The sequence below is a fragment of the Mesorhizobium sp. M0518 genome (assembly GCF_040321125.1).
Classification (GTDB): Bacteria; Pseudomonadota; Alphaproteobacteria; order Rhizobiales; family Rhizobiaceae; genus Mesorhizobium.
Genome location: NZ_JAMYQY010000001.1, coordinates 46984 through 72067, shown reverse-complemented (window position 1 = coordinate 72067; position 25084 = coordinate 46984). Strand labels below are relative to the sequence as shown.

At 62.5% G+C, this 25084-nt stretch carries 27 protein-coding genes; 16 read left to right on the top strand and 11 right to left on the bottom strand.

The annotated features are described in order from the left end of the window. The first annotated feature begins 29 nt into the window (after positions 1-29). The 3 genes from NKI66_RS00350 to NKI66_RS00340 all read left to right on the top strand — a co-directional run bounded on the left by NKI66_RS00350 (position 30) and on the right by NKI66_RS00340 (position 3950). The gene (locus NKI66_RS00350; RefSeq protein WP_023810991.1) at positions 30-1382 is read left to right on the top strand and encodes a sugar ABC transporter permease; all 1353 of its coding nucleotides are present in this window, start codon (positions 30-32) and stop codon (positions 1380-1382) included. A gap of 11 nt (positions 1383-1393) precedes the next feature. Continuing rightward, positions 1394-2194, top strand: a complete 801-nt coding sequence (locus NKI66_RS00345; protein ID WP_023810992.1) for an ATP-binding cassette domain-containing protein — start codon at positions 1394-1396, stop codon at positions 2192-2194. A 127-nt stretch (positions 2195-2321) separates the two neighbouring features. After that, positions 2322-3950: a CHASE domain-containing protein gene (locus NKI66_RS00340; protein WP_023810993.1), complete on the top strand. Its 1629-nt coding sequence runs from the start codon at positions 2322-2324 to the stop codon at positions 3948-3950. A gap of 96 nt (positions 3951-4046) precedes the next feature. Here NKI66_RS00340 and NKI66_RS00335 read toward each other — a convergent pair whose 3' ends face one another. The 5 genes from NKI66_RS00335 to NKI66_RS00315 form a co-directional block, all read right to left on the bottom strand. Then, complete coding sequence (locus tag NKI66_RS00335) at positions 4047-4292, bottom strand: YMGG-like glycine zipper-containing protein (RefSeq protein ID WP_023810994.1); 246 nt, start codon at positions 4290-4292, stop codon at positions 4047-4049. Positions 4293-4375: 83 nt separating this feature from the next. Next, positions 4376-4702 carry a hypothetical protein gene (locus NKI66_RS00330; RefSeq protein WP_023810995.1) on the bottom strand — a complete coding sequence of 109 codons (327 nt, stop codon included), beginning with the start codon at positions 4700-4702 and terminating at the stop codon, positions 4376-4378. Between the two features lie 424 nt (positions 4703-5126). Beyond that, entirely contained in the window at positions 5127-6158 is a 1032-nt protein-coding gene (locus tag NKI66_RS00325; protein ID WP_352750502.1) for a sensor histidine kinase, read from the bottom strand. Between the two features lie 176 nt (positions 6159-6334). Then, positions 6335-6502, bottom strand: a complete 168-nt coding sequence (locus tag NKI66_RS00320; RefSeq protein WP_013529282.1) for a DUF1328 domain-containing protein — start codon at positions 6500-6502, stop codon at positions 6335-6337. A gap of 171 nt (positions 6503-6673) precedes the next feature. After that, a complete protein-coding gene (locus NKI66_RS00315; protein ID WP_023810997.1) occupies positions 6674-7468 on the bottom strand; it encodes a response regulator in 795 nt (264 codons plus the stop codon). A 213-nt stretch (positions 7469-7681) separates the two neighbouring features. Here NKI66_RS00315 and NKI66_RS00310 point away from each other — a divergent pair, with 213 nt between their 5' ends. Then, complete coding sequence (locus NKI66_RS00310; protein ID WP_023810998.1) at positions 7682-7885, top strand: NepR family anti-sigma factor; 204 nt, start codon at positions 7682-7684, stop codon at positions 7883-7885. 3 nt (positions 7886-7888) lie between these two features. Continuing rightward, entirely contained in the window at positions 7889-8440 is a 552-nt protein-coding gene (locus NKI66_RS00305) for an RNA polymerase sigma factor (protein WP_013529285.1), read from the top strand. 13 nt (positions 8441-8453) lie between these two features. Here the strand turns inward: NKI66_RS00305 and NKI66_RS00300 are convergent, their stop codons facing one another. Continuing rightward, positions 8454-8765, bottom strand: coding sequence for a response regulator (locus NKI66_RS00300; protein ID WP_050592687.1), 312 nt, complete (start codon positions 8763-8765; stop codon positions 8454-8456). Positions 8766-8970: 205 nt separating this feature from the next. Between NKI66_RS00300 and NKI66_RS00295 the strand changes: the two genes are divergently transcribed. From NKI66_RS00295 to NKI66_RS00285, 3 genes are all read left to right on the top strand, one after another. Further along, positions 8971-9717, top strand: a complete 747-nt coding sequence (locus NKI66_RS00295; protein WP_023811000.1) for a Crp/Fnr family transcriptional regulator — start codon at positions 8971-8973, stop codon at positions 9715-9717. A 126-nt stretch (positions 9718-9843) separates the two neighbouring features. Beyond that, entirely contained in the window at positions 9844-10170 is a 327-nt protein-coding gene (locus NKI66_RS00290; protein ID WP_023811001.1) for an ElaB/YgaM/YqjD family protein, read from the top strand. 9 nt (positions 10171-10179) lie between these two features. Further along, positions 10180-10638, top strand: coding sequence for a hypothetical protein (locus tag NKI66_RS00285; RefSeq protein WP_023811002.1), 459 nt, complete (start codon positions 10180-10182; stop codon positions 10636-10638). 13 nt (positions 10639-10651) lie between these two features. On the opposite strand, the gene NKI66_RS00280 is transcribed toward NKI66_RS00285, so the two are convergent. After that, entirely contained in the window at positions 10652-12163 is a 1512-nt protein-coding gene (locus NKI66_RS00280) for a sensor histidine kinase (protein ID WP_031213178.1), read from the bottom strand. A gap of 170 nt (positions 12164-12333) precedes the next feature. Between NKI66_RS00280 and NKI66_RS00275 the strand changes: the two genes are divergently transcribed. Then, complete coding sequence (locus NKI66_RS00275) at positions 12334-12537, top strand: hypothetical protein (RefSeq protein ID WP_023811004.1); 204 nt, start codon at positions 12334-12336, stop codon at positions 12535-12537. Positions 12538-12566: 29 nt separating this feature from the next. Here NKI66_RS00275 and NKI66_RS00270 read toward each other — a convergent pair whose 3' ends face one another. Beyond that, entirely contained in the window at positions 12567-13487 is a 921-nt protein-coding gene (locus NKI66_RS00270) for a diacylglycerol/lipid kinase family protein (RefSeq protein ID WP_023811005.1), read from the bottom strand. A 254-nt stretch (positions 13488-13741) separates the two neighbouring features. Here NKI66_RS00270 and NKI66_RS00265 point away from each other — a divergent pair, with 254 nt between their 5' ends. Further along, positions 13742-15079, top strand: a complete 1338-nt coding sequence (locus NKI66_RS00265; protein ID WP_023811006.1) for a PRC-barrel domain-containing protein — start codon at positions 13742-13744, stop codon at positions 15077-15079. A gap of 48 nt (positions 15080-15127) precedes the next feature. Here the strand turns inward: NKI66_RS00265 and NKI66_RS00260 are convergent, their stop codons facing one another. Next, entirely contained in the window at positions 15128-16696 is a 1569-nt protein-coding gene (locus tag NKI66_RS00260) for an alkaline phosphatase family protein (protein WP_352750501.1), read from the bottom strand. Between the two features lie 227 nt (positions 16697-16923). On the opposite strand from NKI66_RS00260, the gene NKI66_RS00255 reads away from it, so the two are divergent. The 6 genes from NKI66_RS00255 to NKI66_RS00230 all read left to right on the top strand — a co-directional run bounded on the left by NKI66_RS00255 (position 16924) and on the right by NKI66_RS00230 (position 22016). Continuing rightward, positions 16924-17856 (top strand): VOC family protein, encoded by a 933-nt coding sequence (locus NKI66_RS00255; protein WP_023811008.1) that lies wholly within the window; start codon positions 16924-16926, stop codon positions 17854-17856. Positions 17857-17860: 4 nt separating this feature from the next. After that, entirely contained in the window at positions 17861-18481 is a 621-nt protein-coding gene (locus tag NKI66_RS00250; RefSeq protein ID WP_023811009.1) for an alpha/beta hydrolase, read from the top strand. A gap of 2 nt (positions 18482-18483) precedes the next feature. Then, positions 18484-18783 (top strand): GNAT family N-acetyltransferase, encoded by a 300-nt coding sequence (locus tag NKI66_RS00245; RefSeq protein WP_023811010.1) that lies wholly within the window; start codon positions 18484-18486, stop codon positions 18781-18783. Positions 18784-18927: 144 nt separating this feature from the next. Further along, on the top strand, positions 18928-19986 hold the full coding sequence (locus NKI66_RS00240; protein WP_352722430.1) for a dipeptidase: 1059 nt from the start codon (positions 18928-18930) through the stop codon (positions 19984-19986). Positions 19987-20085: 99 nt separating this feature from the next. After that, a complete protein-coding gene (locus NKI66_RS00235) occupies positions 20086-21396 on the top strand; it encodes a flavin monoamine oxidase family protein (RefSeq protein WP_352677419.1) in 1311 nt (436 codons plus the stop codon). 209 nt (positions 21397-21605) lie between these two features. Then, complete coding sequence (locus NKI66_RS00230) at positions 21606-22016, top strand: hypothetical protein (RefSeq protein WP_352750499.1); 411 nt, start codon at positions 21606-21608, stop codon at positions 22014-22016. A gap of 112 nt (positions 22017-22128) precedes the next feature. Here NKI66_RS00230 and NKI66_RS00225 read toward each other — a convergent pair whose 3' ends face one another. Continuing rightward, complete coding sequence (locus NKI66_RS00225) at positions 22129-24216, bottom strand: ATP-binding protein (RefSeq protein WP_352733900.1); 2088 nt, start codon at positions 24214-24216, stop codon at positions 22129-22131. An 84-nt stretch (positions 24217-24300) separates the two neighbouring features. Further along, the gene (locus tag NKI66_RS00220; protein WP_352750713.1) at positions 24301-25074 is read right to left on the bottom strand and encodes a response regulator; all 774 of its coding nucleotides are present in this window, start codon (positions 25072-25074) and stop codon (positions 24301-24303) included. Between the last annotated feature and the right edge of the window lie 10 nt (positions 25075-25084).

Here is a 25084-nt window from a genome sequence, read left to right as displayed (position 1 = left end):
GTCAGACGGCCAGTCGGTGGGAGGAAATCATGACCGATACGACGTCCAACCCACAGGCCGATACGGCGCGCGCGTCGGAACTCGGGGCCGTCGCCCGGTTCCTGAAGGCGACCGAGATCGACACCCGCATGCTCGGCATGATCGGTGCGCTGCTGGTCATCTGGATTGGGCTGCATGTCATTTCCAGCCTGCGCCTGGGCGTCAACCCGCTCGATTTCGACAGCCGCACCTTTCTCACGCCGCGCAATCTGTGGAACCTGTCGGTGCAGACATCCGCGGTTGCCATCATGGCCTGCGGCATGGTGCTGGTCATCGTCATGCGCAACATCGACCTGTCGGTCGGTTCCGCCGAGGGCCTGATCGGCATGGTAATGGGATTTGCTCAGGTTCATTTCCTGGTGCGCTTTGTCGGGCTCGAACTCGGCAATCCGTGGATCTGGGTCCTGGCGCTGGTCATCGGCCTGGCGCTTGGCCTGTTGATCGGCGCCTTTCAAGGCTTCGTCATCGCCTATCTCGAAGTGCCCGCCTTTATCGTGACGCTGGGTGGCCTGCTGGTCTGGCGCGGTGCGGCCTGGTGGGTCACGTCAGGCCAGACCGTGGCGCCGCTCGACGCCACCTTTCAGCTGATGGGCGGCGGGCCGGCGGGATCGATCGGCGCGACCTGGAGCTGGGTCGTCGGGATCGTCGCCTGCCTCGCCGTGGTGTTTGGGCTGTTCAACGGCCGGGTGCAGCGCAAGCGTTTCCGGTTTCCGCTACGTCCGATCTGGGCCGAGACGCTGCTCGGAGTCGTCACCTGCGGCGCCATCATGGGCGCGGTCTGGCTCGCCAATTCCTATCCCTGGCCGATCGGCATCGTGAACAGATATGCGGCCGCCAACAACATCACCCTTCCCGAAGGCGGCCTGTTCATCGCCCACGGTATCGCCATACCGGTGCTGATGGCGGTCGCCGTCGGGCTGGTCATGACCTTCATCACCAACCGCACCCGCTTCGGCCGCTATGTCTTTGCCATCGGCGGCAATCCCGAGGCGGCCAATCTCGCCGGCATCAACACGCGCTGGATCACCATGAAGGTGTTCATGATCATGGGCGTGCTGGCCACGATCGCCGCGGCAATCTCCTCGGCCCGGCAGAATTCGGCCACCAACGTGCTTGGAACGCTCGACGAACTGCTGGTCATTGCAGCCGCCGTAATCGGCGGCACGTCGCTTGCCGGCGGATCGGGAACGATCATCGGCGCCATGCTGGGCGCGCTGCTGATGCAGTCGCTGCAGTCCGGCATGGTGCTGCTCGGCGTCGACTCGCCGCTGCAGAGCATCGTCGTCGGGGCCGTACTGGTCATCGCCGTGTGGCTCGACACCGTCTATCGCAAGCGCGTCTAGGAGGGCATGCCATGATTGACAAGACTGCTCCTGCAGCCACCGCGCTGATCGACATGAGGAACATCTCGATCGCGTTTGGCGGCATCCGCGCCGTCGACGACGCCTCGATCGATCTTTTCCCCGGCGAGGTCGTGGCGCTGCTCGGCCATAATGGCGCCGGCAAGTCGACATTGATCAAGATCCTGTCCGGCGCCTACAAGCGCGATTCGGGCCAGATCTTCGTCAACGGCGAGGAGGCATCGATCTCCAATCCACGCGACGCCAAGAAATATGGCATCGAGACGATCTACCAGACGCTGGCGTTGGCCGACAATGTCGATGCCGCCGCCAATCTGTTCCTCGGCCGCGAGCTGATGACCGCCTGGGGCACGCTCGACGACGTTGCCATGGAGGCCGAGGCGCGCAAGGTGATGGGTCGGCTCAATCCCCGGTTCCAGCGCTTCAAGGAGCCGGTGATCAAGCTGTCGGGCGGCCAGCGGCAATCGGTGGCGATCGCGCGTGCGATCCTGTTCAACGCCCGCATCCTGATCATGGACGAGCCGACGGCGGCGCTTGGTCCGCAGGAAACGGCGCAGGTCGGCGAACTGGTCAAGCAGCTCAAGTCCGACGGCATCGGCATCTTCCTGATCAGCCACGACATCCACGATGTGTTCGAGCTTGCCGACCGGGTCTGCGTCATGAAGAACGGCCAGGTCGTCGGCACCGCCCGCACCACCGATGTCACCCAGGACGAGGTGCTGGGGATGATCATTCTGGGCAAATGCCCGCCGGGCGCCATTCCCGGACCGGGCGCGCTGAAGATAGCGGCCTGAGATCGAGCCAGATCGCGGTTGCCGGACAAGTGATATGCCAGCCGTAAGGATGGCTTGGCCTTGGCATTGTGTTGGCACGGCGACTTGCCCATAAAGGTCCGACATTGCTCAGGGACCGCACGATCCGTTGAAGAAGCTTTTTCCGATCATCGCCTTTATCGCCGTCGCGCTGATCAGCATGGTGATGGCAGGTTTTGCCTATTTCGCCACGCAGGAAGCCGCGCGCATCAAGTTCGAGGCGACTGCCGACGATGCGCTCAACCGGATCGAGAGCCGCATCGACCTGCATCTGTCGCTGCTGCGCTCAACGCAGGCCCTGTTCGACGCCCGCAATGGCGATATTTCTCGCAATGAGTTCAAGGCGTTCTTCAACGCGCTCGATGTCGACAAGAATTTCGCCGGCTTGCGCGGTATCGGCTTCCTCAGGCTGGCAAAGGCGGGCGACGAGGCGACGGTCGAACGCGATATGCTGCACGATTATGGCGACAGTCATCCAATCTATCCGGATACCACTCAACCCTGGCGCACCCCTATCGTGCTGTTCGAACCGCTGGATCCATCCAATCAAGCCGGCATCGGCTATGACATGTTCAGCGAACCGGCGCGGCGTGTGGCGATCGAAAAGGCGATGTCCAACGACCAGCAGCACGCCAGCGGGCTGGTGCAATTGGGCCAGGACACGGGCGCCGCGCAGACGTTCACCGGCTTCTTCGTTTTCGTGCGGCTCAATGTCGAAACCGCTCCCGACGTCATCAATGCTTCGAGATCCTCGACGGCCGGTTTTCTCTATGCGGCCTTTCGGGCTCGCGATCTGTTCCAGACCGCGCTCAGCCGGTCGCCGTTGCTGCCGGTCAACACCGAAATCTATGATGGCGATGGTGCCGTGAACGGCGATAATCTGCTGTTCCGGTCGGAGACGCCGCCGGCGTCGACTTTCGGCGACAGGCTGCTGGTCACCCGAAAGATCATCGTCGCCGGACGGCCGTGGACTGTCCTGTTCCGGCCGACAAGCGCCTTCTCGCAGCCGTCGTCGCGCGCCATTCCGGTGATGCTGGGGCTGTTCGGCCTGCTGTTGGCGGGCGCCATCGCGCTGGTGGCGCGCTATCAGGAGCGGGCCTATGAGGCAGCGTCGCGATTGCACGAAACGACGGAAAAGAGCCTGATCGAAAAAGACCTGATGCTGCAGGAGATGAAGCATCGCATCAAGAATTCGATTACCAGGGTGCTGGCTATCGCGCGCCAGACGGCGTCGCGGGCTACCGACGTCAACGAGTTTTCCGCATCCTTCTCGGCCAGGCTGCAGGCGATGGCGGCGTCCCAGGATATGCTGACGCGCTCGCGCTGGCAGAAGGCCGATCTTGGCGATCTCCTGCGCATCGAGCTGGGTCAGGTGTTCGGCAAGGAGCTACCCGATGAGCTGTTGTCGGGACCACAGGTGCTGCTCGACGAAACCACGACGCAAGCGCTCGGCCTGACCTTCCACGAACTGGCGACGAATGCGCTGAAATACGGCGAAGCCGGCAATTCCGTCGGCGCGCTGAAAGTGGACTGGTCGGTCGAAGGGCGCGGGCGCGACAGGACGCTGGCTCTCAATTGGCGCGAAAACGGGCAGACCAAACTCGAAGCGCCAGCCAAGACCGGATTCGGCACCAAGCTGATCGATCTCAACGTGACGCGCGAACTGCGCGGTACGATTAAACGCGATTACCAGGCCAATGGGCTGAACGTGGAAATCAAAATTCCACTCGCCAACTGAGCGCGACCTTCACCCGAAAAGGATCAAGCGTCCAGACATGAAAAATCCGAAGGCCAGCGGACCGGCCTCCGGATCGACGTTTCGATGATCGCCGAATTAGTTGCAGCGAGCCGTGTAGATCCGGCCGCGATGATCGCGATATTGGCAATAGCCGTTGCGCAGATTGCGCACCAGCAGGCCGGAACCGGCACCAACGGCCGCGCCGATCAGCGCACCCTTGCCGCCGCCGACCAAGCCGCCGACACCGGCGCCGATCAAGCCGCCGCCAACCACGTCCTGCTCGGTCGAGGTGCAGCCGCTGACGGCAACCACCGCAACCAGTGCAATAATCATCTTCCGCATAGAGTCACTCCTCACTTTTTGTCCTCACTTGGTAAAGCTCCAGCTGCCATTTAGCATGAAATGACGGCCTTTGCTGCTGCAATCTATTGTTGGTGAAGATAGTCTTTTTCTGGGCGTGCCGCGTTCGACGCCATTACGAGGCTGGAAATTGCCAAAGACGCGTCAAGCGTACCATCGGCGCGCACATTCCAGACGATCTTATCATAGTCGTCTTCAAGCGCCGGATCGACGGCAAGGCATTTGGCGACGATGTTGTCAGCCTGCCCTTGCACGTCGCCCAAGGCGAACGGGCGTTCGGCCACGCATTGCTCGGCGCTCGCGAAAACGCTTCTGGGCACCTGGAGTTCACGGCAGTCGGCCATCGTGTTCGAGCAACCGATGACCAGCAGCAATGCAGCGATATGTTCCATGGCGGGAAGTCCTCTCGCCATAGTAACGGTCTACATTCGCCAAAGTTCCTGGCTCGCTGGGCCGGGCAGGGAAGTAAGAGGGCGACAATCGATTCTGTCACCGGCCGAAACGAGCTGGCCTCAGACCAATTGGTACAGGGCGACCACCGCGATCACGGCCAGCAGGCCCAGCGACAAGGCGCAAGGCCCCATTGGGAACAGGGGCCAGCGGTGGCGCGGATGCCTCGGAGTCCTCAAACTCGCCCATGGAAATCCGGGCGGCCTGCTCCAGTCTGTTCATGTCGGCAACCGTCAAGGCATTCCTCCCGCACCATGCTGCAATCCTGCTGCGGAAATGTTCGGTGATGCAACAAGTTCCAGCGGTATCTGGGAAAAACAGCATCTGCTTTTATGGTGAACAGCTGGTTAAGGAAGCTCGGGTCGCTCAATCCGTCTCGAAATTGCCGTGCGGAACGACAAGGCGGTACTCGAGACGGCCAGCCGCGATTTCGAGCGTCGCCGTTCCGTTCAGCGACGTCGGCACGACCCGTTCGAGTGCGACGCTGCCGAAGCGCTTCTCGCTACGCCTAACATCACTGGCTCCGATTGCCTCGGCCCATGTCAGGGACAGGGAGGTTCCCGTGTCGGCGGCGGTCAGGTTAGCTGTAACATCGACGAATCCATCGGGCCGCGACAGGGCGCCATAGCTCACCGAATTGACGGCGAGTTCATGCATCGCAAGGCCGATATGCAGGGCAGCGTTGGGATTGAGATAGGGGTTTGCCCCCTGAAATCTCAGGCTGCGAACCGGATCGCCGCCGTAGCGGCCCACCTGGCCCGATACGAGTTCGCGAAGTGCTGCACCCCGCCAGTTGGAAGAGGTCACGAGATCTTGGGACGAAGCCAGCGATTGCAGCCGGCCGCGAAAGCGTGTCAGGAAATCGCCGATGCTGTCGGAGTAGCGACCGGTTTGGGTGGCTATGCTCTGGATGATCGCCAGCAGGTTTTTGGAGCGATGGCTTACCTCCCGCAACAGCGTCGTCAGGGTCTGCTCGCGGCGCTTTTGCTCGGTCGTCTCGACCATTGTGGTGACGACGCCTTGCACCGTGCCGCCGTCGCCGTGGTCGGCATCGATCCAGACCTCAAACCAGCGGCTGCCATCCTCGACGGGAACGCTGATCTCGAGACGTTGGGGGTTGCCGGATGCAATGACGTCGCGCTTGGCCGCGCCGATGCGGTCGGCCTGCGCCTCCGGCAGAATACCGATGCTGTCGGTGGTGTCCGAAACCCAGGGCGCACGCATGTTGCGCGCCCATACGGTTTTCATCTCGCGATCCTGGTAGAGAACGGAAATGCCGGCATTGTGCAACGCGTGAAGAAGGGCGCGGCCGAGCTGCATGCCGCTTTCGGCAGGATGGAGGGCGATGACTTCATCGCTTTGCACGTCGTCCTTCCTGTTTCTGGTCCTGGAACCCATCGGCCAAACTGTCCACCCAATTCAGGCTGAACGGCTCACCGGTGAATGGGTTCCAAACAGGTTTCCCGAACCCGCCGCCAAAAAACGGTCCGCCGGACGGCGTCCTTTAGGACACCGCCCGGCGGTGGCTGGAAACCGTTTGAGGGGTGCGGCTTCCAGTGTTCGGCCGTTCGTTGTTATGAAGCCCGTTTGAACAGGCCCGCAAGAAGCGAAATGACCAGGAAAGCGAGGAAGATGAAAAACAATATCTGCGCTATGCCGGCAGATGTACCGGCGATGCCGCCGAAACCAAGCGCGCCGGCGATGATCGCAACGACGAGAAATACGAGCGCCCAGTAAAGCATGATGCATCTCCTTCGAATGGTGCGATAAAAACGTGGGTGGCTGCGGTTTGTTCCCACCCTTTGCCGAAAAAGACCGAGCTTGCAAATCGTTCAAGCAGGAAGCGCGCAGGAATTTCACCGTCGCCGCCCGCGTGCATCAGGCGGCACGATTACCACTTCCCCAATTCACGACTATGCGGCGGCTTTCGCCTGGCGGTCAAAGAACAGTGCCTGGCTGATCAGCGCCTTGACCATGTCGGGATTGAACGGCTTGGTGACCAGAAAGGCCGGTTCCGGCCGTTCGCCAGTCAAGAGGCGCTCGGGGAAGGCGGTGATGAAGATGACCGGCACCGACGTCGATGACAGGATCTCGTTCACGGCCTCGATGCCGGAACTGCCGTCGGCAAGCTGGATGTCGGCCAGCACCATCTTCGGCCGTGTCTTGCCGAACATCATCACTGCCTCGGCATGGGTGCGCGCCGTTCCAACGACGCGGTGCCCGAGGCTCTCTACCATTTCTTCGATATCCATGGCGATCAGTGGTTCATCCTCGATGATCAGAACGTCGGTTGCCACCTGACGGGATATCTCGTTGCTCGCCTGGGCAAGCAGCTCTGAAAACTCCTGGTCGCCGACGTCGAGGATCTCAGCCGCTTCGTCCTCGCTGAAGCCTTCGACAGCCACGAGCAGAAAGGCCTGACGAGGCCGCGGCGCGATCGCATTCAGATTGGCGGCGGTGCGCTGTTCCCACGCCGATTGCGCCTGCTCCTGCGGGACGCGGATGGCGACGGATGTGAACAGCTTGGCGAAAACCTTGTACAGCGCGATGCGGTCGCTCGATGCTTCGGGAAATATCTCGATATCGGCGATGATGGCCTCGAGCATCGCGGCTACCAGCGCATCACCACTCTCTTGCGACCCGGAAACAGCCCGCGAGAAGCGGCGCAGGAAGGGCAGATGTGGTGCGATGGTGGCGGATAAGCTCATGGTAAGACGTCTCCCTCAGAATGACGTGATTGCATAGGTCAAGCTGACTGCAAGCCCTGACGTTAACGCGGATTTTTTGAAAAAGTTCCGCCTCGACGGAACAAAAGCCGGGGAGTGGCGTTTGTGGTCGGGATGGGCAACCAGACGAGGGCGCCGCTTGCGTTGTGTTGAGTATGATAAGAGCGGCTTGAGCGCTGGGAATACAAGGGCAAAATGAAGGATATGACGAAAGATATTCTGGCTGGCGCCGAGAGCAGGCGCCGGAACGGTTCTGGTGATGCTCTTGGACCGAACTCCGAAATCGGACGCAAACTCAAACAATATTACGACGCGCTGGTCTCCGACGATGTGCCGGATCGCTTTTCCCAGTTGCTTAGCCAGCTGGAACAGGCTGAACCCGCACAGAAGAAGGACTGAGGCATGGCCGCGGTCTCCCAAGGCTTCAAGACCGATCTGCTTGGGGCAATCCCAAGTCTGCGCGCGTTCGCCGTGTCGCTGACTCAAAATGCCGATAAAGCCGACGACCTCGTCCAGGAAACGCTCGTCAAGGCTTGGGACAAGCATGAGAGCTTCCAGCCCGGCACCAACCTCAAGGCCTGGCTTTTCACCATCCTGCGCAACGAGTTCTATTCGCAGATGCGCAAGCGCGGGCGCGAAGTGCAGGACAGCGACGGTATCATGACGGCCAGGCTTGCCGTTCATCCGGCTCAGCACGGCCAGCTTGACCTGAAGGATTTTCGTGGGGCGCTGGAACAATTGCCGGAGGACCAACGCGAAGCCATCATCCTCATCGGCGCGTCTGGTTTCTCCTACGAGGAGGCCGCCGAGATCTGCGGTTGCGCGGTGGGGACGATCAAGAGCCGCGTCAGCCGAGCCCGTACGCGCTTGCAGGAGATCCTGAAAATATCAGGCGAGGACGAGTATGGTCCGGACGCAATTTCGGCCCAGGTAACGAGCTCGCCGGCAAGCTGACCGCGATCGTGTCTCAAGCGCGTCCGCAGGCCGCGGCGACCGCTTGCACGAGGTCTTCACCCGAATAGGGTTTGCCAATCAGCCTGACGCCCGGAAACGATGCCTTGATCTCCTCTGCATCCGAATAGCCCGACGCAAACACGAAAGGTATGCCTGCCGCGCGCAGGCCGGAGGCGAAATCGATCGTCGAGACACCGCCCAGCATCAAGTCGACAATGGCTGCATCGAATCGCGTGGCGACCTCGCGGCCATCGACCTCGGTCAGGTCACGGGCGATCACCACCTCATCGGCGCCATGGTCGCGGCAAAGCTGCTCGACATCCATGGCGATCAGAAATTCGTCCTCCAGGACCAGAATCCGCAATCCGTCAAGCAATGTGGGCACAGGCAAAGACTCCTTGAAACGCCGGAGTCATGATCGCTAATTCGCTTGCTGTCATTTAAAAAAGACATGTGGCAAGCGGGCGGAATCTCAATCCTTGCAACGGGAAACGCGCTCCTCCAAGAGCGGGCTTTCGAAGGGGGTCGAAATGTCAGTCCAGAACAATAGCCAATATCCTTGCGAGAACTGCCCATTGCGGCCGTTGCCGATTTTCCGCGATTTCGAAAAACAGGAACTGGCCTTCATCAGCAAATTCAAGAAGGGCGAACTCGCAGTCGAAAAGGGTGGCACGGTGCTGGTGGAGGGAAGCCATAGCGCCCATCTCTACACCGTGCTCTCCGGCTGGGCGTTTCGCTACAAGTTGTTGCGGGACGGCCGCCGCCAAATCCTCAACTATCTCATGCCCGGCGATCTGATCGGCCTGCAAGGCAGTGTGATGGGCGAGATGCAGCATTCCGTAGAGGCACTGTCGCCGATGCTGCTGTGTGTTTTCGAGCGCGAATATCTGCATGAGCTGTACCGCAATCATCCCGGGCTGGCCTATGACATCACCTGGATCGCATCGCGTGAAGAGCGGATGCTGGACGAGAACCTGCTCAGCCTCGGGCGCCGCAGTGCGATCGAGCGCGCTGCCTATCTCATCGCCTTCATCGGCAGCCGCGCCAAGGTCGTTGGACTGAATGGCAACCAAACTGTCCAGATACCGATCACGCAGCAGCACATTGCCGATACGCTCGGCCTGTCGCTGGTTCACACCAACAAGACGATCCGCAAGCTGATGGATCGCAAGCTGATCGTCTGGCGCGACGGCGGCTGCGTGGTCTCCGACAATGAAGGCCTCAAGCGGCTCGCCGGCTGGGAAGGGCTGGGTGAAGCGCGCCGGCCATTAATCTGAGGAAGCGTCTCTTGCCGGAGCCGACGGACCGGTGCGCGCCGATGCGTTTTCGGCTACTTTGTCCCAATGCCGGAACCTTGAGGCGGGCAGCGCGTTTGAAACCAAGCAATCACAAGGAGTTAAGCCATGGCCACTGCCGCAGGAAAGACCGCAAACGACGCCCGTGCAAATGCGGACCTGGAAGCCGACATCAGGCAGTTGAAGGCCGACATCGACAAGCTCACCAAACAACTGGCCAAGACCGGCGAGCATGGTTATGGCACCGCGCGCCGCGCAGCCACGGAAGGGGTCGAGCAGTTGCGTGCGCAGGGCGAAGCAGCCTTTGACAGCCTGCGCAGCAATGCCAAGGACATCGAAGCGCAGATGATGGCAAGTGTACGCGAAAAGCCGGTGACGTCACTGGCGATCGCCGCCGGCGTCGGCTTCCTTTTCGCACTCATCGCGCGTCGCTAGTCGCTTCGGATGGGAATGCTGGCAACCCTGATCTCGGGTCTCGCCTCGGGGGAGACCGTGGCCGCCATATACCGGGCGCGCACGGCGGCAATCGTCTATGTGATCGCCATGGCCGCCGCACTTTGCGGTCTCGGCTTTCTTGTCGGGGCCGCCTATATCTGGGCGGCGATGCGCTATGGGCCGCTTGCCGCGGCACTGGGGTTCGGCGTCGGTTTTCTGGTGCTTGCCGGGCTTGTCCTGCTGGTCTACCGGATATCGGCAGGCTCGCGTGCCCGGCGCCGGGCGCAGCGCCGCAATGCCGACATGAAGGCGATCGGCATCACCGCCGCACTCGCCGTGCTGCCGAGCCTGCTTAAGGGAAAAGGCGGTCTCGGCGTCATTCTGGGGCCGGCCGTGGCCCTCGCGGCCTACGCCATCTACCGCGAGAATGTGAAATCCGACGATCCGGACGAGAGCGAGCGGAGATAGAGCTGTCGGGAGGTCACTTCGACAGATCTTCCAGGGGCATCGATATTTCGGCAAATACGCCTTCCGGCCGGAATTCATGGGTCACTTCGCTGGAAATGACCTTGGCAAGGCTGCGGCGAATGAGGATCGAGCCGAAGCCGTGCCGATCCGGCGGAGCGACTTGCGGGCCGCCGCTTTCACGCCAGGTCAGCACAAGACGCCGGGCATCCCTCCTGCCTTGCGTCCTCCAGCCGAGGTCGACCCTGCCTGACGGCACCGACAGCGAGCCATATTTCAGCGCGTTGCTGGCGAGTTCATGCAGGATCAGGCCAAGCCCGATGGCCTGGTCGGGCGACAGCAGCAGGTCGTCGCCGGAGATCGTCATGCGCGGCTGCTCGGCCGTTTCGAAAGGTTTGACCTCGATTTGGACGAGTTCACTGATGCCGATGCCACGCCACTCGCGGTCCGACAACAGATTGTGGGCGATGCCCAAGGCCTGAAGCCTGGCGCCGAAGGCCTCGAGGAACTGGCTTGGCTGGCGGGCATGGCGCACGGTCTGTGTTGCCAGCGCCTGGACGGTCGCCAAAGTGTTCTTGACGCGATGGTTGAGCTCACGCAGCAGCAGCCGTTGCCGTTCGTCGCCGAGCTTGCGCTCGGAGATGTCGTAGTTGACGCCGAAGATCAATGTCGGCTTGCCGTCGCCGTCACGCTCGATCACACGGCCGCGCGTGGCGAGCCAGCGCGGCGGGTGAAAGCCCTTCACCCGGTATTCGCCGAAATAGTCGTCGCTGCCGGTCAGGGCGTCGCGAAAGCGGGTTTCGGTCTGGTAGACGTCACGCGGATCGATGGCGGTGAGGATGTCGCGTGCGCGCAACCGGTTGGAGCGCGGCAGGTTGAACAGCTCCGACATCAATGTGTCGCATTCGATGATATCGGTACGGATATCCCATGCCCAGCTGGCGAGCGATGCCGCATCGAGTGCGATGGCGCGCCGTTTTTCCTCGCGAACCAGTGCGGCCTCGGCGATCGTGCCGCTGCGGGTTGCGTCCTTGAGGGTGAACAGGCTGGCGGCGAGGCCGGCGAGCGCCTTCAACTGGTCGAGCTCGGCGCGGGATGGAGAACCATGCGGCTCGCGGTCGAGCACGCACAGCGTGCCGATGCGGGCACCTGCCACGATCATCGGTGCGCCGGCATAGAAGCGGACATGGTGCTTTCCGGTGACCAGCGGGTTTGTCTTGAAACGGGGGTCCGTCGTTGCATCCACGACAACCATCGGCTCGTCGCCGGCGGCAATCGCATGGGCGCAGAACGAGACGTCGGTCGTGGTTTCGGTCTCGTCCAGGCCGAAGCAGGATTTGAACCACTGCCGTTCCAGGTCGACGAGTGTGACCAGAGCAATCGGCGCCTGCATCACCGCCGCGGCAAGGCTGCTGACGCGGTCGAAATCCGGGTCGGCCGCCGTATCCAGCATCTCCAACCCGTGCAGCACAGCGAGCCGGTCAACATCCCTGACTGCGCGCGCAACTTCGGCGGGCAGCTCGGGCACTGTTTGCGTCTTGCCAGTCACCCCAATTGCCTCGTCCCGGTCATCGCCGCCGCATGCTTGCGACGGTGCAAGGCCAACGCGCTTTTCCGGAACCATCCTAGCGAGGAACCGTTACCCGACAATGATTTGCCGAGCGCGCCAGTTGGTGCAGAATGAGACAGGGATCGAGCATGGCCAAGATCATTCCAGAAAACAAGGCCCGGCAGGGGCGATGGGGCTGGCATGGATTTCGAATCCTGATCGCCGCATTGCTTCTGGTGTTTGCCGCGTGGGGCATTGCCGAGATCTATGGAGTGTTGATCAAGACGCCAACCAGCGATGAACAGCATGTCCCCACACCGCCCAACACCACCGAAGAGGCTCCTGCTGGTTAAAGCCGGTTTGTTGGATGCAACGCACCGCATCAGGCGGCTCTCGATTGAGCCGCGCTCGCCGGCACCAGTACATTCAGCGCGCCAGGCTGGATCTCGATTACCGTTTCACGGTCAAGCCTGACCAGTTCGCCGTCCATGACGGCGCGAAACTTGCGGCTGCTCGAATGGATTCTCAGCACCGTTCTGTTCGTCTGGTGGATTTCGACATGTTCGTTGTCGCGCCATTTGCCGCGCGCCACGTTGAAGAAGAACTTGACCAGTTCGGCGCGCTGCTTCGCCACCGTGACATAGACACCAAGCACGCCGCCCGCCGGATTGTCGGTGTAGGGCAAATGGCCTTCGCCGAACAAATTGTTGGTGACGCCAATGCCGGTGATGCGGGCCGCCATTTCGGCCTCGCCGATGCTGAGTGTCACATTCATCGCAGGTGGATTGTTGATCGTCGCCCAAGCCGCCTTGGCCGAGGCGCGGATCTTTCCCAACCGCGAACCGAACTCCATCTTCTGGCGCAGTTGCACCATCTTCGCATGCATGCCGATCGAGAACTGGTGCACGAAAGGTTGGCCATTGGCCGTCGCCACGTCCACTGCGATGATTTCGCCGTCGGCGAAGGATTTCAGCGCGCCGTCGAGCGACTGCGGAATGCCCAGCCCGCGTGCGAACAGGTTCATGGTGCCGGCCGGCAATATGGCTAGCGCCTTCTTCGTGCCCATCAGCCGGGCAGCCGCGGCGGAAATGGTCCCGTCGCCGCCACCCGCCAGCACGATGTCGACCGAGCGACGCGAAGCTGCGCTGTCGAGCGTTTCCACCACGTCCTTGCCGGCGACAATTTCGATGCTGAGCGAGTGACCCGCCGCTTCCAGCGTTTGATGCATCCGGTCGGAGAATGCGGCGAGGTCGGTGGTGCGCAAAGTGCCGCCATCCCGGTTCAGCACCGCTGCGAATTTCATGCCCCGCTCCACCATGTCAGCCGAAAAGTGGCCGGGACACACCCAGCCGATGGCTGAAACGCGGCGGCGACGGAAAGGTTCCCTAGCTACGCGTGGGCTGCCCGGCGGCCCGATATTTCTGTGGTTTCGTTTCCCGGACGGCAGCGGTTTGTCGGAACAACAGACTGGTCACGACGTTGTGAACCTGTAGATGCCGCGTCCGATTTCCCCAGCGAAGACGCGGCGCATGAGATCAGGCACGAGGAGAGACTATCATGATCCGCAATCTTTTAGCCACGACCGCACTCGCAACACTGATCGCCACCGGCGCTTATGCGCAGAGTGCGACGACCCCGACGCCGGCGCAGAGCCCCGCCGTTCAGGAGTCAGGCGCTGCAGCAGTCCGCGCAGAGGGCAGCATCGTCACCAACATCATCGGTGAATCCGTCTACAACGGCACCGGCGATGATGCCGAGAACATCGGCAAGGTCAGCGACGTCGTCTTCGACAAGGATGGGCAGGCGAAATCCGTTGTCATCGACGTCGGCGGTTTTCTGGGCGTCGGCGCCAAAAGCGTTGCCTTCGACTACAGCAAGCTGCAGTGGGCCGAAAAGAATGGTGACCGCTGGCTGGTGGCCCCGACGACCAGGGACGAGCTGACGGCACAGGCAGAATTCGACAGCAAGCCCTACGCGCCGGCCCCGGCGCCTGCCGCATCGACCGACGCGACAGCACCGACGGCACCCGCTACGACGGATACGGCACAAAAGCCGGCCGACATGAACGCCGCACCGGCGGAACCGGTGAAGCGCGCGGATGGTAACCTTGCCACCAACATCATCGGTGAAAACGTCTATAACGGCACCGGCGACGACGCGCAGAATATCGGTGACGTCAATGACATCGTGCTGACTAGGGAAGGCAAGGCCGAGTCCCTTGTCATCGGTGTTGGTGGTTTCCTTGGTCTCGGCGCCAAGAACGTCACCTATGACTTCTCCAAGGCGCAGTGGGCCGAGAAGGATGGCGACCGCTGGCTGGTCGCCCAGACCACCAAGGAAGAGCTGCAGGCGCAGCCGGATTTCGACCGCAAGGCCTATGATCCGGCGCCGGCAACGACGGCTTCCAATGAGCCTGCGGCCACCGCTCCGGCAGCTGTGCCCTCTGACACCACGGCTCCTGCTGTCGCTCCGGCAGACAAGACCGCCGAAGCTCCGGCCGCGACGACCCCTGACGCCTCGGCTCCCGACCAGACACAGACTGCCGCCATCGACAAGTCGACGTTGACCGAGATGCCGGTCGGCGAGATTCGTGCCGATGACCTGAAGGGCACGACTGTCTACGGCGCCAACGACGCCAGGGTCGGCGAGATCGGCGATGTCGTGCTTGCGCCCGACAAGAAGGCCGACGCGGTGATCGTCGACGTCGGCGGCTTCCTCGGCATCGGTGAGAAGGAGGTCGCGGTCGGCATGGATAATCTCAAATTCATGACCGATAAGGACGGCAACAAATATCTTTACACGACCTTCACCAAGGAACAGCTTGAGGCTCAAACCGCCTATGACAAGGGCAGCTATGCCGAACAGCGCGATCAGCAGCGCATGATCGTAAGGTAATTCTGTTCAGCCAAATGAAGCCCGCGCTGGCAACGGCGCGGGCTTTATTTATGTGTGGCCAGGTGGCAGGCCAGCGGCATGGCCGACTAGGCCGTTCTCGGTCAATTCGGCCAGTGCCAACGACTGGTCGAGATGTTCGGCCCGCCAGGCGAGCAGCCGTTCGGCGAATTCCAGGCGCACGGTGAGATGACTGGGGTCGGCCGCGAGATTGTCCAGCTCGCCCGGATCGTTTTCCAGATCGAACAGCAGCGGCGGCAGGTTGCCGCCGAAATGCACATACTTGAAATGTTCCGTGCGGATAACGGCGAGGTTGCATTGACGTGCGGCGATGCCGAAATGGTTTTCGGCCTCGCCCGCGGCAATCGAGCGGAAGTCAAACTCCCAATGCGCGGCATCGCGCCACGCCGCAGGGGTTTCTCCGCTCAGGAACGGCTTCAGCGAGGCGCCGTCGAGATGCGGCGCGGGCTTTTCGCCGAGTAGGTCGAGAAGGGTCGGCAAAATGTCGACCGCTTCGGTGAAGCTGTCGACACGGCCGCCGGCAGCCTTGCCGTGGCGCGGATCGCGGACAATCAGCGGAATGTGGTAGCTGCCGTCGAAATAGCCGCCCTTGCCCAGCATGAAATGGTCGCCCATCATCTCGGCATGGTCCGAGGTGAGCACGATGATGGTGTCGTCCCACGCGCCCGCGGCCTTAAGTGCTTGCCAGACGCGGCCGAGCTGCGCGTCGACCTCGGAAATCATGCCGTAATAGATCGCGCGGATGCGGCGAAAATCGTCTTCGCTCCAGTCGTGCACCTTGTCTCTGGCTTCGGGCCGGAATTTTATCTGTTTCTGCCGGCCGAGATCATAGGCTAGATAGGGATGGTTTTCCGCCTCTTCCTGCCAGCTTGCCGCGCGCCGGAAGGCCGGGCCGTCAGCCGGATCGTACATTGTATTGTAGGGCTCCGGGGCAATGAAGGGCGGGTGCGGGCTGATGAAGGAAAGATGCGCGAACCACGGCGCGGCGTGCTCCTGTTCGCCAAGCCAACGCGTGAATTCGCCGGTCAGGAAGGCCGCCGGGGTTTGTTGCCCGCGGTAGACGGGCGGCGCGTTGCTGATGGTGGTCCCGGCGCCGTCGGCCAGCGGACGGTGGATGTCGGGGGAGCCGGCGCTGGCGTCGACACCTTGCAGCTCCAGCCAGGATAGCCATTGCTTCTGGTGCTCCGGCAGCAACTGGCGCACCGTAAAGCCGGGCAGCACGCCTTCATAGCTTTGCAGCCGCGGATCGCCCGGGGCCAGCAGGCGCGGATCGAGCGAGACGTCGGTGTAGCCGAACAGCGTCGGATCATAGCCCAAGGCCCGAGCCGAGAGCGCGATGTTGCCGTGGCGCGCGTCGAGCGGCGTGCCGTTGCGGCAGACGCGGTTGTTCATCTGGTAGAGACCGGTGTAGAGGCAGGCGCGGGCGGGCGAGCAGGGCGCCGCGCCGCCATAGTGCCGCTTGAACAGCACACCCTCCCCGGCCAGTGCGTCGGCGTTCGGCGTCTGCACAACCGGATGACCGGCTGCGGACAGACAATCGCCACGCCACTGATCGCATGTGATCAGGAGAATGTTGGGCCGCCTGGCTTTTCCAGTCACTCACGATACCTTTGTCCCGGAATGTCGAATGCCGTTCATGGAAACGAATTCTGGCCACGGCGCAAGCCCGACTCTGCGAGCCAATTGGTGAACGAACTCTGTTCCATCGTTCACTTTTGCGACACAGTCCATTCTGTGTTTGCCGCCTTTGCGTAAACTGCTCGGGTCCTCATATTGGCATGGACAGCGGCGAGGGCCGCACAAGTACCAAGGGAAGGAGCAAGACAATGCTCGACCAGATCAAGGGCCTGCATCACGTCACGTCGATGGCCAGGGATGCCCGCCAGAACAACGATTTCTTCACCAGGAAACTCGGCCAGCGCCGGGTCAAGAAGACTGTCAATTTCGACGCGCCCGACGTCTATCATCTCTATTATGGCAATGAGACCGGCACGCCGGGTTCGGTGATGACCTATTTCCCTTTCCCCGACATCGGCAAGGGCCGGCATGGCGTCGGCGAAGTCGGAACCACCGTCTACTCGGTGCCGGAAGGCACGCTTGCCTATTGGGAAAAACGTTTTGCCGATGAGGGCGTCACCGGCCTCTCGCGCGAAGAGACCTTCGGCGAGAAGCGCCTGACTTTTGCCGGACCGGATGGTGACGGCTTCGCGCTGGTCGAGGGCAAGGGCGACGGCAGAGCGCCCTGGGCGAAAGGCGGTGTTCCGGTCGACCAGGCGATCCGCGGTTTCCATTCGGTATCGCTCAGGCTGAAGGATGGCGGCGCCACTGAGGAGCTGCTGAAGTTCATGGGCTATGAGGAAGTCGACAAGTCCGGCAATCTCAGGCGGCTGGCGGTGAAGAACGGCAATGGCGCCGATGTTATCGACATCGAATCGCTGCCGAGCACGGCCTTCGCCGATCTCGGTGCCGGCTCCGTCCATCACGTCGCCTTCGCGGTCGAGAACCGCGCCAGGCAGCTCGAGGTGCGCAAGGCGTTGATGGACACGGGCTATGGGGTGACGCCGGTGATCGATCGCGACTACTTCTGGGCGATCTATTTCCGCACACCGGGTGGCGTGCTGTTCGAAGTCGCCACCAACGAGCCGGGTTTCGATCGCGACGAGGATACCGCTCATCTGGGCGAAGCGCTGAAGCTGCCGTCGCAGCATCAGCACCTGCGGCCGTATCTTGAACAGCATCTGCAGAGCCTGGAAGGCTGAGGTCATGAGCAAGGACGCTTACATCCACAAGCTGCTGCCCGGTTCGCCGGGCGGTCCATTGCTGTTCGTCTTCCACGGCACTGGGGCCGATGAGAACCAGCTTCTGTCGCTGGGGCGCGATCTCGCGCCCCAGGCAACCATCATCTCGCCGCGCGGTGATGTGTTGGAACAGGGTGCCGCGCGCTTCTTTCGCCGCACCGGCGAGGGCGTCTACGATATGGACGATCTGGCGCGGGCGACGGATAAGATGGCGGGCTTCGTCAAGGCCCATGTAGAAGCAGCGAAGCCATCGGCCGTGCTGGGTCTCGGCTATTCCAACGGCGCCAATGTCCTGGCCTCGGTGGTGTTCGCGGTTCCGGCGCTGTTCGACGCGTCGGTGCTGATGCATCCGCTGATCCCGTTCGAGCCGCAGGTCAAGGGCAGCCTCGCCGGCCGCCATATCCTGATGACCGCCGGCAAGCGCGACCCGATCTGTCCGCCGAACCTGACCACGCGGCTCGAGGCCTATTTGCGTGCCGACGGCGCCGATGTCACAGTGGAATGGCACGATGGCGGGCACGAGGTGCGGCCAAACGAGATCGAGGCGGCACGGCGGTTCTTTGCCGATGCTGCCCAAGGAGCATAGCGATGCCTGAACAACTGCCTGAGATCGAACTTGAGGATCGCGGTTCCAAGGGCCGCTATGTCCTGCGTGGACCCGATGGCGCCGAGGCCGAGATGACCTTCACCAAGATCGGTGAGCACCAGATCATCATCGACCACACCGAAGTGCCGGACGTCTTTCGCGGCCAGGGTGCCGGGCTTCGGCTCGTCACCCGCGCCGTCGAGGATGCGCGTGCGGCAGGCAAGAAGATCATCCCGCTCTGCCCGTTCGCCAACGCCCAGTTCCGCCGCCATCAGGAATGGGCCGACGTGCTGAAGCGGTAGGGATTTCGTTGCTTGGAAACGGCGCGGCAAGCGGCTGCCATCCTGCCGGGGCGGCTTTGGCATTTGCGCGGGTGGCGCATCCTGCCTAAGTAGATAGGATATATCCTAGCCGCCGCGCCGACAAACGAACCGAATGATCCCCCAATGACCGAAACCGATCTCGTTCCCGTCTTCGACGGCCACAACGATACGTTGCTCAGACTCTATCAGTCGAAAGACACGGACGTCGAAAAACTGTTCATCGAGGGGAAATCGGGCGGCCATATCGACCTGCCACGCGCGAAAGCCGGCGGCTTCGCCGGGGGCATGTTCGCCATCTTTCCGCCGCCTGTCGAGAAATCCAGGCGCGGCGCCGTGCCCCTGGCGCCGAGCGTCGCCGAACCGCTGCCGCCCGAGGTTCCGCGCAATGAGGCGCTGACCTCGACGATCGCCATGGCCTCGATCCTGTTCAGGCTGGAACGGGCCGGAGCGCTCACCGTCTGCCGCAGCGCCGGCGATGTGCGCAATGCCATGGCGCAAGGTTCGATCGCCGCGGTGTTCCACATCGAAGGGGTCGAGGCGATCGATCCCGAGCTCACCCTGCTCGACGTGCTGCATGAAGCCGGCCTGCGCTCGCTCGGCATCGTCTGGAGCCGTCCGAACGCCTTCGGCCACGGCGTGCCGTTCCGCTTCCCGTCCTCGCCCGACACCGGACCCGGCCTGACCGATGCCGGCAAGGCGCTGGTCAAGGCATGCAACCAGTTGAAGATCATGATCGACCTGTCGCATCTCAACGAGAAGGGCTTTCGCGATGTCGCGGCGCTCAGCGATGCGCCGCTGGTCGCGACCCATTCCAACGTGCACGCGATCTGCGGCCATTCGCGCAACTTGACCGACTGGCAGCTCGGCGCGATCCGCGAAACCGGCGGCATGGTCGGGCTGAACTTCGCAACAGGCTTCCTGCGCGAGGACGGTCGCATGAATGCCGACACCAGCCTCGATATCATGGTGCGGCATATCGATTCGCTGCTGCAGGCGCTGGGTGAGGATGGCGTTGGTCTTGGCTCCGATTTCGACGGCGCCATGATCCCGGCCGTCATCGGGGATGTCGCCGGCCTGCCGAAGCTGATCGATGCATTGGCGGCACGCGGTTTCGGCCGCGCACTGATCGAAAAAATCGCCTATCGCAACTGGCTCAATATGCTCGAGAAAACGATAGGTTAGAGACAAGCCTGCGGCATGGCGTGTGCGGCCCGCCGGCATATGTCGACAAGGACATACTTCGTCTGTGGAAGCCGGATGCGACTGGGTGGATAGCCGGCAATGCTGAAGACCTTCACGGATGAGGGCGGCGAATTCGAGCGAACCGATGTCGTCATCGTCGGTGCGGGTTTCACAGGCCTGTCGGCGGCGCTCGAGATGAAGAAGGCCGGCATCGATTTCATCCTGCTCGAAGCACGCGACCGCGTTGGCGGACGCGTCGAGTCCCGACTGAACGGACTTGGCGAACGGATCGATAGTGGCGGCCAGTTCCTGTGCGAGGACATGCCGGAATTGATGGCCCTGGTCGAAGCACGCGGCAAGACGCTGGTTGAAACCTATGTCGATGGCGATTTCATTACCCAGCCGACGATGTCCGTACAGAGAGCAGAGCGGATCTATGACGCGGCAATGGCAATCCGCGAGCGCATGAACGGGATCGATCCGGACGACGTCTCGATTGCCGGACTGGCCGTTGCCGACTGGCTTGCCCGCCAGCGCGATTCCGCCGATGCCAGGGCCGTCTTCCGTTCGATGATCGAAGGTCTCTGGTGCATGGCGCTGGATCAGATTCCTCTCTGGTATCTGATCGACAATGACCGACGCGTCACCAACGAGGTGCCGGAGCTGCAATATTTCGTGCGCGAAACCATGCATTCGCTGGCCGACGATCTGGCCCGCGACCTTGGCGATCGGTTGCGGCTCAGCGAGCCCGTCACGCGCATCGAGCACAGTTCGCAAGGTGTTCTTGTCGTTTCGGCCGGGAGTGCCATCGCGGCGCGCGCGGTTCTGGTTGCCGTCCCCCCGGCGACGGTGACGGAGCTCGCCTTTGTCCCTGCCTTGCCGGCTGGACTGGGGCGGGCGCTCGGCGCCTGGAAAAGCGGCGCGGCTATCAAGATCCTGGTGCGCTATGCCAAACCGTTTTGGCGCGGGCGGGATTTGAACGGCATGGTGATGTGGCTCGATCCGCCGGGACTGTTTGCCTGCGACGCCGGCAAGGATGTCGAGCATGCCGCGCTCGTCGTGTTCGTCGGCGGGCCGCTCGCGCTGCGCTGGCGCGACCTCGGCGAGCCGGAACTGCGTGCGGAGGTGACCGGCCGGTTGGAGGCAGCCCTTGGCCCGAGTGCCGGCGACGTCATCGATTTCAGTTTGCGTGACTGGGTAGGAGATCGCTGGAGCGGCGGCGCGTACAGCGATCTTGTTGTCGACGTGACAGCAAGAGATGCCGAGCGAACGATCCTTGCCGGCGCACCCCCGGTGTATCTCGCCTGTTCAGAACTCTCGCCGTCGTTTCCGGGGTATGTCGAGGGCGCTATTATTGCCGGGCGTATCGCCGCGCACAAGATCATTGCCGAGCTTCAAGCTCCGGCCTGAGCCTGGTCTTTTCGAAAAACTGTTTGGCAAGATCGGTCAGGTTGCGCCTCGAGCCCGAGCGCCGTCGAAGCTATGCCCGATTTTGCCCGACTTCGCCCGAATGCTGTTTCGAACTCGTTACAGTGCCAGTCCTTCGCCACCCCATCGTCGTTACAAAGTGCGGATAAGTTCATTTCACCGCCAAAAGAAACTCAGCGAAGGGGAAGGCAATGCATGCGAAAATCCAGACGATCCGCGGCGAGAGCCGCCTTCAGGCTCCAGAACGCAATGACCGCCGTCCGAAACTGGCGCTGCGCCAGCGGGCCAGCGACCACCCCATGGCGATGTTCATGGTGCTGGCTGCTTGCGCCTTCGTCGGCATGGCGTTCACGCCGACAATCGGGCCGGCCTTCGCTTCGTTGAATCCGCCGTCCAAACTCATCGACGGCGCGCAGACGACGACCAGGACCGCGCGTCTGCCGGTGCCGGTGACCGACTTCGCCTGCAAGGGCCAGGCATGGGGTGCCGAGAGTATCGATTGCCTGCGCGCCATCGCCGAACAGTCCGGAACACACAAGAACCGCGCCATCCGCATGATCGCCTATGCCGCGCCCTTGGCCGACACGCCGAATATTTTTTGATTTTGTCGAAGCATGATCCGAAACCGTTCCCGCTTTGGGATCATGCTCTAGACTCCCCGAGCGCTCCCTCCGGCGCGCTCTTCTTCGGCCCCCGCCCCCGGGGGCCTCTTTTTTATCCTTTCAAGACCGCCTGTTCGGCAATGGCGGACAGCACGCTGCGCACGTCCAGTGTGCTGAACGGCTTTTCCAGGATCTGCGGCCGCTGCTGTGCCGGCAGGGCCTCGATTTCGGCTTTCGCACCGATCAGGTCGCCTGTGACCAGCACGAAACGCCGTGCCAGATCAGGCTTTTCGGCGAGCAACTCGCGATAGATCGATATGCCGCTAACGCCGGGCATGCGCAGGTCCGAAAAGACGATGTCCGGCGGCATGTGGCCGCTCAAAGTGGCGGCGCCCGTTTCCCAGACAGGAACGATCCGTGACTTGATGCCCATCAGTTCGAGAATGTCGGAGAGCGAGCCGGCGACATCCGGCTCGTCGTCGATGATCAAGGCGTGGCGCAGGCCGCTCGATCGCGGCTGGTTGTCGCCGGCGGTGGCGAGGCCGGCCACGATGGCCGGCAGCTGGACGACGAAGCGCGCGCCTCTCGGGAGCACTTCCTCGAACCAGACATTGCCATTGTGCCGCTCGATGATCGATTTCGAGATCGACAGGCCGATGCCGGTGCCGACACCGACCGGCTTGGTGGTGAAATAGGATTCGAAGATGCGGCCGCGGATCGTTTCCGGCACGCCGGGCCCATTGTCCTCGACCGAGAAGCAGGGATGACCGCGGTCGCTGCGGAACGTCCGCACCTTGATCAGCCGGTCGCCGGCAATGCCGGCCAAAGCGTGCTGGCTGTTGATGAGGAAATTGGCCGCCACCTGCGTCACATGGTCGGCGTCGGCCATGGCCAGCAGCGGGCCGGCGGCGAAATCGGTGTCGATGGTGATGCCGCTCGAGCGCGCGCCATAGGCGGTCACTTCGAGTGCCGACCGGATCACCTGGTTGAGGTCGGTTTCGGCTTGTGCCGCGGGATGGAGGCGGACCATCGACAGGAAGCTCTTGACGATGCGGCCGCAGCGCTCGGCGGCCGCACGGACTTTCTCGGCGCGCACCTTGGTCTGCGGGTCGGAAGCGAATTCGTGCAGCAGCGTCGATTGCGCCACCACCACGGCCAGCGGGTTGTTGAGCTCGTGCGAGACGCCGGCCAGCAACGAACCCATCGCCGCCATCTTCTCGTTCTGGTGCAGCTTCTCGCGCTGCCGGCCGATCTCCTCCTCGGCGCGCAATTTGTCGCGCAGGTCGCGGATGGAGCCGAAGATCAGGCGGCGGTCGGCAACCCGCATCTCGGTTGCCGTCAGCTCGATCGGGAACACTTCGCCGGCGGCGTTCTGGGTCACCGTCTCGAGCCGTTGGCCGACCATCGGCGCACCGCGGCCGGACATGTATTCGGCCCCCGAAGCATAGCCCTTGCGGTAGTAGATCGGCACGATCGTATCGAGCAGGTCCTTTCCGAGGATGTCGCTGCGCTGAAAGCCGAACATCTTCTCGGCAGCCGGATTGAATTCGATGATTGAGCCGGTCTCGTCGATGACGACGATGGCATCGAGCGAGGCCTGCAGCATGGTGCGGCGAATGACCTCGCTGGCGTGGGCGTCCGAGGGCGAGCGCTCGATGGCGTCGCCGATGGCGAGCGCGATGATATGCAGCGTCGCCTCTTCCTCGTCCGTCCATGCACGCTCGTTGACGCAGTCATTGACCGCCAGCGTGCCCCAGAGATGGCCATGCGCGAAGACCGAGACCGAGAGGAACGATTTGATGTTCTGCTTCTCGAAATCGGTCCTCAGGAAGCCTTCGAGGTCGCGCGTATGGCCGGCGAAGATCTTGCCTTGCCGTTCGTCCTCGGCAAGCCGCTCCAGCAGGGGGTCGGAATTGACGATCGATTGCATGATGACGGTTGGCGACGCCAGTTCGCCGCCGAAAAGAGGGTCGATCCAATAGGCGGCGACGGATTGGGCGAAGCCCTGGCCGGGCAGTTCGCGCAAGCGAAACAGGATGCCGCGCTGGCAATCCATGGCCCGGCAGAGCGTTTCCAGTATGCCGTCCATCTCGCGCTGCCAGTCGCCGGCCTCGCGAAGCCGGCGAACGACGCGCACGGCCGCCATCGCCGCGCCCTGCCTGAACCCTTGCATATCGGTGCTTGCTGCTTCAGCGATCATCTTGTGCCGTCATTCCGGAGTCGCGCCAATTCGGAGTCGTGCCAATTTCGGCTGGCGAGCAACCGAATCCTTCTGGCCCGGTGCTCAGTTGCCGTCGCCGGCCGGCAGCGAGAAGATATAGCCCTCGCCGCGCACCGTGCGCAGGAATTTCGGATTGGCGGGATCGGCCTCGATCTTTTTGCGTAGCCGCATGATGCGAATGTCGACCGCGCGTGACGATTCCGGATCTTCGGTGAAACCGATCGCCTCGGAGATAGCGGCGCGGGTCAGCAGCCGGTTGGCGCGGGTGAGGAAAATCTCCAGCACGTCGAACTCGCTCTTGGCCATATCGATCACCGCGCCATTGGCGCCGGTGACCAGTCTGCCGTCGAGATCGGCCTGAAAGGGGCCGAAGGCAACGGAACGGCGATCCGTCCCGGCCTTCTTGTCCTGGAGCTCCCTCGGCTGGGGAACCCGGCGCAACACGCTGCGCACCCTGGCCAGCACTTCGCGCAATTCGTAGGGCTTGACGATGTAGTCGTCGGCACCGAGTTCCAGCCCGACGATGCGGTCGAGCGCGGTGCCGGCCGCGGTCGCATAGATGATGCCGATCGGCAGTTTCGAACGCAGCCAGCGGCCGAGCGAGAGGCCGTCCTCGCCGGGCATGGCGATGTCGAGAATGGCGAGATGAAACGATTGCGTTTCAACGAGGCTGCGCGCCGCGGCAGCACTTTCAGCGGTGGCCACGTCATAGCCGGATGCGCCAAGATATTCTGCGACCGCGTCCCTGAGGTCGGGCTCGTCCTCGACGATGACAATTCTTGCCCGCACGATGCTTTCGCTCCCATTTTCAGTGGAAAGTAGATTGGGTATAAACATCATGTCCAGC